11 protein-coding genes and 2 tRNA genes are annotated in these 16,224 nt (G+C 42.4%); 12 read left to right on the forward strand and 1 reads right to left on the reverse strand.

Translation table 11 applies throughout. The features are described 5' to 3' along the window. Nucleotides 1-10 precede the first annotated feature (10 nt). From H8B17_RS17855 to H8B17_RS17910, 12 genes are all read left to right on the forward strand, one after another. Nucleotides 11-88, forward strand: a tRNA-Val gene (locus H8B17_RS17855). A gap of 10 nt (nucleotides 89-98) precedes the next feature. Then, nucleotides 99-173: transfer RNA gene (locus H8B17_RS17860), tRNA-Val, on the forward strand. 222 nt (nucleotides 174-395) lie between these two features. Continuing rightward, nucleotides 396-1,088, forward strand: a complete 693-nt coding sequence (locus tag H8B17_RS17865) for a FadR/GntR family transcriptional regulator (RefSeq protein ID WP_190310597.1) — start codon at nucleotides 396-398, stop codon at nucleotides 1,086-1,088. A 125-nt stretch (nucleotides 1,089-1,213) separates the two neighbouring features. Beyond that, complete coding sequence (locus H8B17_RS17870) at nucleotides 1,214-4,453, forward strand: SusC/RagA family TonB-linked outer membrane protein (protein WP_190310598.1); 3,240 nt, start codon at nucleotides 1,214-1,216, stop codon at nucleotides 4,451-4,453. Nucleotides 4,454-4,479: 26 nt separating this feature from the next. Further along, nucleotides 4,480-5,925 carry a RagB/SusD family nutrient uptake outer membrane protein gene (locus H8B17_RS17875; RefSeq protein WP_190310599.1) on the forward strand — a complete coding sequence of 482 codons (1,446 nt, stop codon included), beginning with the start codon at nucleotides 4,480-4,482 and terminating at the stop codon, nucleotides 5,923-5,925. Nucleotides 5,926-5,937: 12 nt separating this feature from the next. Further along, a complete protein-coding gene (locus tag H8B17_RS17880) occupies nucleotides 5,938-7,134 on the forward strand; it encodes a sialidase family protein (RefSeq protein WP_190310600.1) in 1,197 nt (398 codons plus the stop codon). Nucleotides 7,135-7,162: 28 nt separating this feature from the next. Beyond that, the gene (locus H8B17_RS17885; RefSeq protein WP_190310601.1) at nucleotides 7,163-8,665 is read left to right on the forward strand and encodes a PKD domain-containing protein; all 1,503 of its coding nucleotides are present in this window, start codon (nucleotides 7,163-7,165) and stop codon (nucleotides 8,663-8,665) included. A 56-nt stretch (nucleotides 8,666-8,721) separates the two neighbouring features. Further along, nucleotides 8,722-9,966: a sialidase family protein gene (locus H8B17_RS17890; RefSeq protein ID WP_190310602.1), complete on the forward strand. Its 1,245-nt coding sequence runs from the start codon at nucleotides 8,722-8,724 to the stop codon at nucleotides 9,964-9,966. 33 nt (nucleotides 9,967-9,999) lie between these two features. After that, the gene (locus H8B17_RS17895) at nucleotides 10,000-11,673 is read left to right on the forward strand and encodes a sialidase family protein (RefSeq protein WP_190310603.1); all 1,674 of its coding nucleotides are present in this window, start codon (nucleotides 10,000-10,002) and stop codon (nucleotides 11,671-11,673) included. A gap of 59 nt (nucleotides 11,674-11,732) precedes the next feature. Further along, a complete protein-coding gene (locus tag H8B17_RS17900; RefSeq protein ID WP_190310642.1) occupies nucleotides 11,733-12,671 on the forward strand; it encodes a dihydrodipicolinate synthase family protein in 939 nt (312 codons plus the stop codon). A gap of 43 nt (nucleotides 12,672-12,714) precedes the next feature. Then, complete coding sequence (locus tag H8B17_RS17905; protein WP_190310604.1) at nucleotides 12,715-13,734, forward strand: kelch repeat-containing protein; 1,020 nt, start codon at nucleotides 12,715-12,717, stop codon at nucleotides 13,732-13,734. Nucleotides 13,735-13,803: 69 nt separating this feature from the next. Continuing rightward, a complete protein-coding gene (locus tag H8B17_RS17910) occupies nucleotides 13,804-15,045 on the forward strand; it encodes an MFS transporter (RefSeq protein ID WP_190310605.1) in 1,242 nt (413 codons plus the stop codon). Nucleotides 15,046-15,073: 28 nt separating this feature from the next. Here H8B17_RS17910 and H8B17_RS17915 read toward each other — a convergent pair whose 3' ends face one another. Further along, entirely contained in the window at nucleotides 15,074-16,195 is a 1,122-nt protein-coding gene (locus H8B17_RS17915) for a tetratricopeptide repeat protein (protein WP_190310606.1), read from the reverse strand. Nucleotides 16,196-16,224: the final 29 nt, after the last annotated feature.

Below are 16,224 nucleotides of genomic sequence, written 5' to 3' on the forward strand. Positions count from 1 at the left end.
CAAAAGCCTTGGAGAATTAGCTCAGCTGGTTCAGAGCACCTGCCTTACAAGCAGGGGGTCACTGGTTCGAACCCAGTATTCTCCACCAATATATCAAAGGGAGATTAGCTCAGCTGGTTCAGAGCACCTGCCTTACAAGCAGGGGGTCACTGGTTCGAACCCAGTATCTCCCACACATAAGAAAGTCCTTTTTACACAAAAAAAGGACTTTTTTTGTGTAAAAATAGCGAAGCCATGGATCATGTACAGAAGTTTCCAAGTGGATATGTAATTTAATCTAAAGCAAATTATGTTGTTTTTTAGGATGCCCGTATTGCGATGCTGATTTTCGAGTTCTTGGCGGCTTATTTTGTTCTACATATAAACAATATAAAATATTGCCATATATTTGTGATATGGATATTAAAGGATTAAATAACGACCTGCAGAAAATAACGACTCCCACAATGGCCGATATTGTGGAAGTTAAGTTAATTGAATTTTTGAAAAAGAAGGCTTTTCAGCCAGGTGATGCATTGCCAAAGGAGCTTGAGATGGCTGAGGCTTTAGGCGTGAGCCGAAATGTAGTTCGCGAAGGACTTAGCCGTTTGAAGATGCTAGGCTTGATTGAATCACGGAAAAAGAGAGGTATGGTATTTGTTCATCCGGATATTCTGGGCTCTTTAGAGAAGGTCTTGGATCCGATCATAATGGATGATACCACGCTAAAAGATATATTCGAACTCAGGCTCGTTTTAGAAATGGGACTTTCGGAACTACTTTATCTAAAGAAAACGGAAAAAGATATCATCGAACTCGAAAGAATCGCTAAAACACAAGATACGGGGGATAATACGTTTCGGATCAAGCAGGAAATAGCCTTTCATGGAAAACTCTATGAGATGACCGGCAACGAAACATTAAAGCGTTTTCAAATTATGTTGCTTCCTATCTTTGGCTACGTAACGGCTATGGAAGAACAGCCTATTCAAGGGAAAACTAACCATTTAGACTTGGTAGAAATTTTAAAAGGGGGTACCAAAGAAGATTTTAGTAAAGCTATGCTCGAACATCTGGCGCCACACTTCAACCGTTTAAAGGATTTTTAAGTCTCAAAAAACCAATTGCCTAACTATTTAATGAAAATTTAATCAAAAAAATTTTTTGTTTATAGTTTAAATGTCTACATTTGATATGTAGAACATATAAACATTAAATTATAAACTAAATTAAGATGAAAACAAACGTTTTAAGCACCCTATTTCTTGTGTTTTTTTTGCTTTCTTCTGTCGCATTTGGCCAACAAACTAATTTCAGGATTACAGGTAAAGTTGTTTCGAAGAATGACGGACTTGCGCTGCCTGGAGTCAGTGTTCGGTTGAAAAACCTGTCGATCAGCTCGACGACCGATAGCAATGGAGAATATACGATTGATGTGCCATCAGATGGCGGCGCGCTCGTTTTTAGCTATGTAGGTTTCCATACTTATGAAGTAGCCATTAGTCAGGAGAGTCGGGTAGATGTATCTCTAGAGCCGGAATCGGAATCTTTAGACGAGGTTGTAGTAATCGGTTATGGCGTGCAGAGTCGGGAAACGGTGGCTACTTCAGTGACTCGCATCGGCGAAGAAGAGTTTGACAAAGCACCTGGGCAAAACCCGATGCTTCAACTTCAGGGTAAAGTCGCCGGCTTGTCTTTGCAAGTTTCTGATGGTCAACCTGGTTCTAGCCCGCAGATCTTTATACGAGGTGGTAGTTCGACGTCTCCTGAAAGTGATGTTCCTTTATTTATTGTGGATGGACTGGTCTCTCAGGGTACCCGTAGCATAAGTGACCTGAATCCGGATGATATTGAATCGATTACCGTCTTAAAAGATGCAGCCTCGACGGCTATCTACGGTGCACGGGCAGCAAATGGAATTATTATCGTGACGACGAAAACGGGTAAAATTGGCAAGCCAGCAATTAATGTACGGTATACACACGGGATTGAAGAACAGCTGAGTCGTTTACCGTTGTTGAATGCGCGGGACTACGTATATCTGACGCGTAAGAATACGATGGATTTTAATAAATCAAATCCGGATTTCTATCTTACCGGTGGTCGATATGGCATGTCAACAGGTAATCCGAGAAATTCAAAAAATACATTGGAGTTTCTGGACGTATATCTTCAAAATTACGGTCAGGATTATGTAGCTGACTTATTAGGTAATCAAGGCTGGGAAACAATGACGGATCCCGCTACCGGTAAGAAATTGATTTTTCAAAATAACGATTTTCAAGATGCTACTTTTCAGGTAGGAGGGAAGCAAGAAGTCGATTTTGATATCAGCGGGGGTACCGAGAAAGCAAGGTATTATTTTGGCTTGGGGTATTTAAATCAAGACGGAATTGTACGGGGCACCAATTACAAAAATTACAGTGCTTTATTCAATGGTGATTTTAAATTGAGTGACCAATGGAGTGTAAATACGAAGTTTACTTATCAACTGCGGGATGCCAATACACCTAATAACTATGAGTGGGTGTTGTCAAGAAGTGTGTTGATGCCGCCTACCTATCGCCTTTATTATGAGGATGGTTTGCCGGCGCCAGGAGAAGGTGTTTCGTCGTTCAGAAATCGCCTGCACGAGATCTACTATAAAACGAAATATAACGATGCCGAGGTATATCGAACGAGTTTCCAAGTAGGTGCCAATTGGGATATCATCCCTGGACTCTCGTTTAAACCTTCCATATATTATTTTAGCGCGGAAGGCGTCGAAAACTACTTCGAGGCATATAACGAGACCGTAACAAACAGACCGGCTTCGGCGCGACATAACTTAGACAGACATCTTCAGGCGGATGGATTACTATCTTACGATAAACAATTCGCAGGTTTACATAATTTCAGTGCAATTTTAGGGGGGAGTTATTACCATGATTACAGCTACCGTATGAGTGGGAGTGGTCGAGAAGCATTGACAGATCATATTCCGACATTAAACGCTACTTCGGAATTGACACAGCGTGTAACTACAAGCAAAGGCTATGAAGCCATGTTGAGTTACTATGGTAGGGTTAACTATGACTACGACCGGAAATATATACTATCTGCTAGTATGCGGATGGATGGCTCTTCTAGGTTCGCCAAAGATAAACTATGGGGTTATTTCCCGGGCATGTCAGCCGCATGGAATGTGCATCGTGAAGAGTTCTTCCAGTCCCTTTCCAATACAGGCGTGTCACGTCTAAAACTTCGCAGTAGTTGGGGAAGAACAGGGAACAATAATATCAATCCTTTAGACTCTCGTGGACGTTATCAGACCGGATATAGTTATATGGGTAATGTGGGTATATTGAATACTATTCTGATGAATAATACCCTAGTATGGGAGCGTACAACATCTTTTGACGCAGGTTTGGATGTAGGATTGTTTGGTGACAGAGTTTCGATCTTGGTAGACTACTATAATAAAGTAACCGATCATCGACTATTTGATAAGCCACTTTCATCGCAGCTCGGTTTTGGTTCTATCAAAAGTAATTATGGATCTATCCGTAATCGTGGTTTCGAAGTGGAATTGCAAGCCACTCCGATCCGAAATGAGAATTTTACATGGGATTTGAGCACGACGTTCTCTTTTAACCGCGCTTCGGTAATTAAACTGCCTGAAAATGAAGAGGATAAAAATAGGATAAACGGTAACTTCGTTTACGATCCTGTCTTAGGAGACTATAAAAAGGTAGGTGGTCTTGCGGAAGGGGAACGTGTCGGCGGAAGATGGGCATATCATTACCTCGGCGTTTATCAAACGGATGCCGAGGCTGCCAATGCGCCATTGGATCGAAATGCTTCGGGAAGAACGAAAACAGCAGGCGATGCAATTTTCGAAGATTTGGATGGTGATGGTGTGTTAGACAACAACGATATGGTCTTTATGGGGTATATCCGCCCGGATAAAATGGGAGGTATGGTCAATAATTTCTCTTATAAAGGGTTGTCGTTACGTTTCGTCTTAGACTGGTCTATCGGTCATGTTATTGACAACGGCTTTAAAGGAAACGTCATGGGAAGTAGCCGGAACAATAACAATGCTTTTAAGGAAGCGATGACCGAAAGCTGGCAAACAGAAGGGCATGATGCGAAGTACCCAAAATATACGGTGCAAAGTGATTACGATTATAACTTTAGGAATCATATGCGTTGGGATAATGGGCTTGGAAATACAAGTGGGGGGAGCAATAACAGTCGCTATTATGGCAAGGGAGATTACCTCGCTTTTCGCGAAGTGTCTTTAAGTTACCGGATGAAAAATGAGTTTTTGAAAAAAGCAAGAGTGCAGGGGTTAGAAGTTTTTGGCGGGGTTTATAATCTTGGTTATATAACGAAGTACGATGGTATGATGCCGGAGATATTTGATGGTGCTGATTATGGTACATATCCAAGACCAAGACAGATTAACTTTGGAATGCGCGCTACTTTTTAAAAATCAAATAATTTAATTCAACTGAAATGAGACATTACATTAACATATACACGCTTATTATCGGCATTTTAGTGTGCTCCAGCTGTGATAGCTTATTAGAGGTGGATACCGTCTCTGATATTACGAACAATGACTATTGGCAAAGCCAAGGTGATATGGAAAGTTATCTCTTTGGAATCTATGATCAATTTAGAAATGTGAACAATAATACCAATTATTTTGAGGATCGAGGGGATTCTTTCGTCCCCGGTATGGAGGGCGGTCCTTCAAATGCTTGGAATCAAAATCTGACCGACCAAAATGCTCCCAACTGGCTTAGTTTTTACGGTGTCATCCAACATTGCAATTTATTATTGAAGTATTCCGAACAAATTAATTTCGGAATACAGGCAGATAAGGATCGTATTTTAGCCGAAACTTACTTCATGCGAGCGCATACCTATTTTAGTTTACTGCGTATCTGGGGTGATGTACCTTTAGAACTGGAACCTACAGAAAGTGACAGCAAGCCGCAACTTCCCAGAGCACCCAAGGAAGATGTCATGGTTCAGGTGCTAAGTGATATAAACAGAGCGATTGAATTATTTCCAGAAAGCGGATTTAAAAATAAGAGCAGAGCTTCCAAACCAGCTGCTTATGCCTTAAAAGCAGATGTTCTATTGTGGAAGGCGAAGGTATTAAATGGTACGGATACGGATCTACTGGAGGTAATTGTGGCTGCGGATGCTGCAAGCGCTGGAACAAGTTTGGAAGAAGATTTTGAAAAAATATTTGACAATGAGAGTAAAAATGGGAGAGAGATTATCTTTTCGATCTATATGCATCGGGATGAGAAAGGTGATCATTACAGTAGTCAGTTGAAACCACGAGATGTGTTTGTACAGAATGCTGTCAATGTAGGTGATATTGCTTTTGCCCGAAGTGGAGCCCGCAGCCAATATGCACCGTCTCCGAAATTGCAGAGCGTTTTTAAAGAATATGCCTCGGATATCCGTCGGTCAAAGTCTATTATAGAAGCTGTTGCACCCGGCGACGTATCTATCGGTTGGTTTGATAACAAGATGCGAGGAAGTGTAAATGCAGGAAACCGCTACTATGATTCGGACATCGTGGTTTATCGTTTGGCCGAAATGATCCTATTTAAGGCTGAAGCTTTGGCGGCCTTGAATCGTACTGGCGAAGCGATAGACGAATTGAATAAAATAAGAGCCCGGGCCAAAATTGGAGACTATACAGGTGCAACGGATAAGATTGCGGTGGAGAGAGCTATTCTTCGGGAGCGGTTTAGGGAATTCTATCTGGAGCTCAAGCGTTGGCCTGATTTATTACGATTTCATTTTGGTGGTACAATCGATGTATATGGGGAGATTCCTAATTTGAGCGGGACGACCATTCCTTTATATTCTCCTATTCCGAAAATACAAATTGATAGGAACCCTGAATTGAAACAGACGGATGGTTACGAAAAATAAAAACGAGAAAAGATGATTTTAAGAAAAAAATTAGCAGCGAGTATTATTCTATTATTTTGTCTAACGATGGTCGGAGCCTTTGTTGCTTGTAAATCGGAAACACCTCAACCTGTCGTCAAACCAGGCGATAACAAAGGGGAAGACGACGATGACGATTCGGAAGATACATTTAATTATATTTTCAAAGAGAATACAGGTGGCTTTCAGGTGTATCGTATTCCTGCTATCGTCAAAACAAACAGCGGTAAGCTTTTGGTTTTCGCCGAAGCCAGAAAGTTGCGAAGCAACGGGGATACGGGTGATATTGATATGGTTTTGAAGATATCGGAGGATAACGGTAAAACATGGGGAAGTATGATCACAATTTGGGATGATGGCACGAATACGTGTGGGAATCCGGTTCCTATTGTTGACAAAGTGACGGGGAAAATCCATTTATTGATGACTTGGAACCATGGTAATGATGATTGGGGTGACCTGACTACCGGGCAGGGTGAGGATACCAGAAGGGCGTATTACACGTCTTCCGACGATGACGGAATGACTTGGAGCGCGCCTGTAGAAATTACATCGAGTGTCAAAGCTCCTGAATGGGACTGGTACGGGACCGGCCCAGTCCATGGTATCCAGATTACAAAAGGAACCTACAAGGGGCGATTAGTAGCGCCTAATTATTATACCGTACGCGTGGATGGTCAACGGAAGGACTATTCTCACGCCATTTATTCGGATGATAACGGCCTTACTTGGAAACCGGGCGCTCGGACAACGGCGGATAAAGTAGGCGAATGTACGGTGGCAGAACTGTCGGATGGACGGCTGATCATGAATCATAGAGTAAGTTCAGGAAATGTGCGGAAATATTGTATAAGTGACGATGGTGGGGAAACTTGGGGTGAGATGAAAACCGACTACTCTTTAGTAGATGCTATTTGTCAAGGAAGCCTCTTTTCCGATCTCTTCGATAATAAGCATCATTTATTTTTTGCAAATGCAGCGAGTGTAGAACGGAAAAATATGACCGTAAAACTCAGTACTGACGGTGGATCAAGCTGGGCGAAAAAGGCACAGGTCCACGCAGGCCCTTCAGCCTACTCGGATATGACGGGGACAAAAGATGGTAACCTAGCGCTCGTTTATGAAGGAGGTACTGGCAGACCATACGAAGGAATTGCGTTTAAACTGTTGGTACTAAGTGATTTTAAGTAATAAATGTACTAATTAACAATTATAAACTATGACAACTAAATTTTCACTAGTTATCTATATTGCATTACTGGGAATATTTTATTCCTGTAAAAAAGAAAATGATATAGAACGATTGCAGGCGGACTTCGTTGCTGAATCGGAGGTTGTTCGGGTGGGAGAGCCTGTTACTTTTTCAGATATCTCGACAGGGAAAATTACCAAGTGGAACTGGAAGTTTGAAGGTGGTAACATCGAAGAATCTGTTCTTTCGAGCCCAACGGTGGTGTTCGAACAACCCGGGAATTACGAGGTATCGCTAGAAATATCGGATGGTAGAGGGACTTCACTTCTTACGAAAGAGATTGCTGTTGGTTACAACAGCATTGAGGCCCTATTTGAAGCTGATCAAACCATAATTATACAGGGCGACGAGGTTAGCTTTACAGATTTATCGGTCGGATTGATTGAAAACTGGAAATGGGAATTTACTTCGGCCGAAGGTGTCGTAATGACATCGACCGAACAGCATCCGAAACTTCATTTTAATGAAATCGGCATCTATCAGGCAAAGTTGACGGTAACTAATCCTGATTTCTCGGACGTGGAAATTAAGGAGAACTTTATCGAAGTATTAGATGCTAGCAATTTAAGTGTGGATTTCACATCGAGCGCAACGGGCACCTACGAGGGTCAGAGCATAACGTTTACAGCATCTTCGGTAGGGTCAGTAAACAATTGGCTATGGGAGTTTGAAGGCGGATCACCAGCCACTAGTACGGATGAAAATCCTACCGTTACGTATTCTCGGCCTGGTAGATATAAAGTGAAGTTAAGCGGAACGAATATCGCCGTAACGAAAGAGAAGGTCAGAGAAGGATACATTTCGGTTGTACCCGGCGATCAACTAGCTGCTTATTTCCCATTCGGAGGTAATTTGAATGATGTGGGACCCCATAAGTTCGTCCCTACCGTAAAGGGCACGGTTACGAGCGCCGGGATTGATAGAAAAACATATGAGAATAATGCAGCTGTGTTTAATGGAAGTAGTGGATTGGTTGTGGCGGATCATGCAGCTATGAATTTTGGAACAAATGATTATTCTGTCTCTGTCTGGGTGAAAACAACGTTGACTAGGCGCATGATGATCTGGCAGGAAAGTGGTGATCAAGGTAGTGGAGATAATCAGACGTGGCTACGTCTAGGCGCAAACACAACTAGTCAGCTCGTCGGATTTGCTACGGAGGATAGTGATGGGGGATCATTCCTCGGTATGAGCGAAGCAGAGAAAGGTAAACTCTATGATAATGTATGGCATCATGTGGTTGCGACGCGGAGTGGCTTGAAAACAACCGTTTACATTGATGGCGTAAAGGCGAAAGAGGTTACTTCTACTAAAGGAATTAAGAATGTATCCAATGGTGGGGACTTTAAGATAGGAATGCAACGAGGGGCGACGAGCGATAGTAACTACTTTGACGGTATGTTAGATGATTTGGTGATTTATAATAAGGCGTTAACTGCGGCTGAGGTAGCAGCTCTTTATAATTTTTAACCACGATAGCTTTGTCCGGGAGTTCTTGCTTCCGGACGGCTTTTAAACAGGGATGCATGATAATGAATAAAATACCTATACAGTTTTTTTTGATCCTAATAGGCGTGTTGGTGGGTTTTTCTTCCTGTGAAAAAGAAGGTGTACCAAAGGAGAAACCAGATACTCCATCGAACCGTGATTCGCTGGACAATGAATTGTTGGAGGCTCCGCCTACACACACCCAGTTGAAACTCTTCGACGGGGGAACAGAGGAATATCATTCTTATCGGATACCATCACTTATCCGGACAGCAACGGGTACATTGATCGCTTTTGCTGAGGGAAGGAAAGGAAATAATCGTGATTATGGAAATATTGATTTAGTATATAAAACTTCTAAAGACAATGGAAAAACGTGGTCAGCACTAAAAACTGTTGTCAGCGAAGGGGACGGTACCTGGGGAAATCCGACTGCGGTAGTGGATGAATCCAACGGGCGCGTTTGGTTGTTTATGTCTTGGAATAGTGGTTATCATAATCAGTCTGGCACGGATGGCTTTGAAAGAATCGATAGTTGGGGAGAACGAAAAGTATTCGCTTCATATAGTGACAACGACGGCAATAGCTGGTCTTCTCCTGTAGACTTAACGTCTACCTTGTTACCCCGTAATTACACATGGGATGCCATGGGACCGGGTATTGGAATTCAGAAAACACAAGTGGAGGCCGTAGGAAGATTGATTATTCCGGCGATAGGTAGAAATATTTACAGTGATGACCATGGTCAGACATGGAAATATCAGCTCTTGGCTTCCGGCACGAGTGAGGGAACGATCATTGAAAAAACCAATGGAGGTTTAATTAGAAACGATAGACCGGTCAGAGCCCAATGGGAGCTTTCCAAAACAAGAAGGGTAGCAACTGGGACGATATCGAACTTTTCGAACTGGACTTCGGATGTAACCCTTCCTGATCCGGCCAATCAGGCATCCATACTGAGGTTTACGTGGAACCGAAATAGGATACTTTTCTTGAATTCTGCGAGTACCACGACGAGAGGTCGGATGTTGGTTAGGTTAAGTTATGACGAAGGTAAAACTTGGCCTATTGATAGACGAGTTTACGATTCGCTAACCGAACAACAGGCACAAGGCCAAGGGAAAGGCGGGTATTCTAGTATGGTAAAGACTAAAGATAGTGAGATTGGTGCTTTGATCGAAATTAACGAAAATAGCGGAAGTTCGGAAACTAGTAACCGTTCGATTGATTTTCACAAATTCAATTTGACGTGGGTATTAAACGGTTCTGCGGAGCCCAAGTAATAAATAAATAGTAAATAAGTTAAGTCAACAAAAATGAAGATTAGTGTTTTAGTTAGTGCAGTGTTTTCTTGTTTTATCTTATCGCTTTTTGCTTTTGCTCCTGCTGATTTCAAAATCTCAAGCGATCAGTTTCAACTGCCGGTATTAAAAAAGAAAGCAAATAACCCCATCATCCGAATTAATATTGTCTCCTCTTCGGAAGGTCGTAAGCTGACAGGCATCCGCTTGGATACAGAAGGGACAACAGATCTGAAAGATATCAAAGCAGCTCGTGTCTACTATTACGGGCAGGATACTCTTCCAGGGAATATGGAAACTACGAAGGCGATATTGGTTTCAACCACAAATAATGTGGGCCGAGAGCTAAGGCTTGAAAGCGATCAACTTTTAAAAAAAGGGAACAACTATTTCTGGCTTTCTTATGAACTTAATGACGACGCAAACATTTTAAATTTTGTTGACGCTAGCTTGTTATCTGTTCAAATTGATGGGAAAAACAAGAGAGCCTATAAGAAGGATAATGGAATTAAGCAACGAATTGGGGTTGCCGTTCGGAAGCATAAGCAAGATGCGGTACATACGTCCAGAATTCCAGGTCTGGCGCAAACAAATAAGGGAACGTTGATAGCAGTATTTGATGCCCGTTACGACAGTGGGCGTGATTTACAGGGGCATATGGACATTGGCATTCATCGAAGTGAAGATAATGGAAATACATGGGAGCCCATACAGATCGTTATGGATATGGGAGAATGGGGTGGTTTGTCGGAGAAGTTTAATGGGGTTTCGGATGCGTGTATTCTCGTAGATAAAAATTCCGATGCGATTTATATCGCTGGTTTGTGGATGCACGGAGTGATCAATGCGGAGGGTAAATGGGTCGAGGATTTAAATGAACAGAGTGATGAGTGGAATCATCAGTGGCGGACGAAAGGTTCTCAGCCCGGATTTGGGGTAAAGCAAACCTCGCAGTTCCTGATTGTAAAAAGTACCGACGACGGCAAAACTTGGTCAGATCCTATGAATATCACGGAGATGGGGAAGAAGGAAGAATGGTGGTTGTGGGCTCCGGCGCCGGGCCAAGGAATTACGATGAAAGATGGTACGTTGGTATTCCCAACGCAGGGAAGAGACAAAAACGGCGAAGCTTTTTCAAATATCACCTATAGTAAAGACGGTGGAAAAACTTGGAAATCCAGCACACCCGCTATAAACGAATCAACGACCGAATGTATGGCTGTCGAGCTTTCCGACGGATCGATTATGTTGAATATGAGAGCGAATTCAAATAAAGGACGAATAGATGATTCCAATGGGCGAGCTATTGCTGTCACCAAAGATTTAGGTGAAAATTGGTCTGTGCATCCTACTTCGCATGGTGCTTTAATTGAGCCTGTTTGTATGGCAAGCATTATTCGCCATGACTATAAAGCCGGCGACAAGTACAAATCTGTCCTTTTATTTTCAAATCCGGCGTCAAAGACAAAGAGACATAATATGACTATTAAACACAGTTATGACGATGGGATGCAGTGGTCTGGAACCTCCTCCTCTCTATTGTTGGACGAAGTTAACAGTCGAGGATATTCCTGCTTAACAAGTATAGACAGTGAAACAATTGGAATTCTTTATGAGAGTAGTCAAGCGGATATGGTTTTTCAGGCTATCAAGCTCAAGGATATCCTGAAAATAGAAACAAAAAAATAAAGAAAAGAGTGCGTGAAATCGTTTTACGCGCTGTGAAATAATAAACGAAGAGAATGATAATGGGAAAAATTACAGGATTGGTGGCGGCTACTTTTGCGGCCTATCACGAAAATGGTGAAGTTAATGTAGCGATTATTCCGCAGATAGTGGATAAATTAATTGAAGATGGCGTCTCTGGCGTGTTTGTCTGTGGCACAAACGGGGAGGGGCCTAATCTGACCGTCGAGGAAAGACAGGCAATCGTTGAAACCTATGTGAAAGCGGCTAATAAGCGGATTAAAGTGATCGTCCACGTTGGGCATAGCTCGATAAAAGAAGCGCGTAAATTAGCTGCACATGCAGAACAGGTGGGGGCAGATGCTTTCTCTTCGGTCTCAGCTTTTTACTTTAAACCGGCGTCAGTGAAGGCTTTGGTGACAAGCTTAGCCGAAATTGCTTCTGCCGCCCCGAATACACCTTTTTATTACTACAATATCCCCCATTTGACAGGCATATCCATGGATATGCTGGAACTCATAAAGCTGGCGGAAGAAATGATCCCTAACTTTGCGGGACTGAAATATACGGCGTCTACATTGCATGAATATGAGGCTTGCGTGAACTATAAAGATGGTAAATATGATGTATTGTATGGTTTAGATGAAATGCTTTTAGGAGCATTGGCTGTAGGGGCGAAAGGAGCGGTGGGAAGTACATATACATTTGCCGCACCATTATATAACAAGGTTATTGAAAATTTTGAAAAGGGAAATATGGAAGAAGCCCGCAGATTACAAATGGTTTCTATCAAAATGGTTCAGTCTCTGGGTAAATTTTCACCCATTCCAGCGCAGCGCGCTATCGTAGATATGGGCGGTTTTGAACTAGGTTCGTGTCGTTTACCATTGATTGGTCTAACATCGGAAGAAAGAAAAAGACTAAAGGAAGATTTGGAAGCAAAAGATTTTTTTAAACAGGTAGATCAATGCAGAGAGACAGCTTCTGCGCTAAATTATTAGTGCAATGAAATTCTTCTTTTATTTTATAAGTATAATCTTCTATATGACAGTTACATCAGTTTATGCGCAGATAAATATTTCCTTTAAATGGGACACATTGGCAAATGTGCCCGATGATATCGGTTTTGCGGGTTCTTTTGCAGGAGTATGGAATAATACGTTGATTGTTGCAGGAGGAGCAAACTTTCCTGATGGAGGTGCTCCCTGGACAGGTTCCAAAAAAGTATGGCATGATCAAATTTTTGCGTTGGATAGCCCGGACGGCGAATGGAAGGTTATCGGAAATTTACCGACTGCCGTAGGGTACGGTGTCTCGATTACATGTGATAAAGGGTTGATTTTAATCGGTGGGAGCACGCATGAAAAGCATATAGCTGAGGTACGATTGCTTCAATATGATGGGAAGAATGTTACCTTTAAACATCTCCCTGACTTACCTAAGCCTGTAGCCAATTCGACAGGCGTGATCCTGAATAATGTGGTGTATGTATTGGGTGGTACGCTGGATCCTACATCGAAGGAAACGGAGAACAATTTTTGGTCTTTAGACCTCAATAAATCTGCGACAACATGGAAAATGCTGGACTCTTGGCCAGGACCTTCGCGGATGCTTGCTATTGCAGGCGTACAGGATGGCGCAATCTATCTATTTAGCGGCACTCACCTAAAGAATGGTGATCGTGAGTATCTAAAAGATGCCTATAAGTACAAAGTCGGGCGGGGCTGGGAAAGAATTACCGATTTGCCACATGCGATCGTTGCGGCGCCTAGTCCGGCTTTTGCTGTAGGTAACGACAACTTGGTTGTTTTTGGTGGGGATAACGGTTCACAGATTGGAATAAATCTGAAAAAGGAGAAACATCCGGGGTTTTCAAAAACTGTTTTGTCGTACAATACAAAACATAATAATTGGACCGAGGTTGGCGCTCAACCCAGTGATGCAGCGGTAACTACACCATTAGTGATATGGAATAACAAAGCTATAATTCCAGGTGGTGAGATAAGCCCCTCGGTGAGAACAACAAAAGTTGTTGTCGCGGAAGCCATTAAAACCTCTGAATAAGTGCGTTTGCGAAAAATGTACATGGCGATTCGCTAATGGTGGCATATTGCCGATTAAACAAATACGCTGATGAAAAATTCAAAATATTACCCTTGGGTCGTTGTAGGCCTTTTGTGGATTGTTGCATTGCTCAATTACATGGATAGACAGATGTTGGCTACAATGCGACCCAGTATGGAAGCTGACATTGTTGAATTACAATCGGCTACAAACTTTGGCCATTTAATGGCTGTTTTCTTGTGGATATATGGTTTTATGAGTCCTGTCGCGGGAGGTATAGCGGATAAATTCAATCGAAAATGGCTAATTGTTGGGAGTTTATTTGTTTGGTCTGGTGTAACTTTTGCCATGGGGTATGCGAATACTTTTCAACAGCTTTATTGGTTAAGAGCTGTCATGGGGGTAAGCGAGGCACTGTATATTCCTGCCGGACTTTCTCTCATAGCTGATTTTCATCAGGAAAAAACGAGATCCCTAGCTGTAGGTATTCATATGACGGGACTATATATGGGGCAGGCGCTTGGAGGTTTTGGTGCGACGGTAGCAGAAGCGTTTACATGGCATACCGCATTTCGTGCCTTTGGGCTTATAGGAATAGTGTATGCTATTATCTTGATATTTTTCTTACGAGAAGCTAAATCTTCTGTTAATAGTATAAAGACTGCGCAAGAAAAATTGGAGAAACAACGTCCGTTTGCCTTTAAAGCATTGGCTATATTGTTTACCAATATTTCCTTTTGGGTTATACTTTTTTATTTTGCCGTGCCAAGCTTACCTGGGTGGGCAACAAAAAACTGGCTTCCGACACTTTTTGCACAAAATCTAGATATTCCTATGTCTAGTGCGGGACCATTGTCGACGATTACAATTGCTGTTTCGTCCTTTATAGGGGTTATTTGTGGAGGGATTCTATCCGATACATGGGTACAACGCAATATAAAGGGTAGAATTTATACGAGTGCTATCGGTATAGCTTTAACGATTCCATCGTTATTGCTGTTAGGTTTTGGTCATTCGCTCTTTCATGTTGTCACTGCAGCCCTTTGCTTTGGATTAGGGTTCGGTATGTTTGATGCGAATAATATGCCCATCTTATGCCAGTTTGTGTCTTCGAAATATAGAGCAACAGCCTATGGGTTGATGAATATGGTTGGTGTTTTCTCCGGAGCATATATCACGGATTTTCTAGGACGATCTTCGGATGCAGGGCATCTAGGGAAAGACTTTGCCACACTCGCAGGAATTGTCGTGATCGCACTGCTGATCCAATTATATTTTCTTCGCCCTAAGGTGAACGATTATGTAGATTGAAATGCTTTATTGCCAAAGAGACAATAAGCTACTGCCCTTTGTTAAAAAGTTCGGTCCGCAAATCTTGATAGTAAAGTAAGGCTGCTTCGGCATTATTAAAGTCGCTCTGTGTCATGTATATCTGTCCCAACTTGTCTATAATGGCAAGTTGAAGTAGTTTGTTTTCTTCCGATTTAGCGAGCTCATCGGCTTGGAGAAACTCCTTTTTGGCAACATTATAATTCTTCTGGACAAATTTAGAGAACGCGAGCATATATTCAATTTCGGCAAGTTCCTCGTTGAAGTTTTTACTATTTGCCAGATCGCGTGCTTGGATTAAAAACCATTGCGCTTCCGTATGCTTATTTTGCAATTGGTAAATCCGTGCCAACGTTTGCCAGGCAATAATCTTTTGTTCGTATGCTTTTGCGCGGTTCAGTAGGGGGATAGCCTTGCGGATGATGTTGTTCTCAGCAGACCGGTAGTCTTTGTCGTAGGCCTGGATAAGCGCTATTTTCAGAAGAGAATTCGCCTGATCGATAATACTTCTCTGTTGAACAGCCATGTTGTAATAAGCTTCCTGAAAATAACCCGCCTGTTGAATATTTTTATCGTATAAATAGATGTTGGCTAAATTATACTGAATAACGGCTATATCGGATGCGTTTGAAGTTTTCTGTGCGTGTTGAAGGGCGGTTTGCAACAGGCCAAGAGCTTGGGAGATCGCCCCCTCTTTTAAGGATGATGACGCGTAAGTATGTAGCAAACCATAAGCCGTGTTATAATTACCTCGTTCAACTTCTCGTTCTACTAGTTCGTTCCACGCCGACGTTGTATTGGGTATGGGCGAAAGCAGGTATTGTACATGCCGCTCGGCACGCGTAGTTTTAAACTCCGCAATCAATTGTTGAAGGTCGAGGGCTCTGGCGATGCTGTCCTGAAAAGCTGTCTTTTCTTTATAGGAATCCGTCAGGAGCTCTTCGCGGGTTCGGGGAGCAGGAAGTACATATACGCGAGGACCTACTCCGTCAAAATCCGCATCATACTTATTCACATAGCCTGCTGGATCCAACGCGACGTCGGCCTCCTGCGCTTGAATATGGGGTACGCTTAGTCCGAAAGCGAACAGCCCTGATATAATATAAAAAATACTCTTTTGATGGAGTGTCATACGCGTTCTTTCCTGTTTTACAAAGTTAT

The organism is Sphingobacterium arenae, from assembly GCF_014692505.1.
GTDB classification, from domain to species: domain Bacteria; phylum Bacteroidota; class Bacteroidia; order Sphingobacteriales; family Sphingobacteriaceae; genus Sphingobacterium; species Sphingobacterium arenae.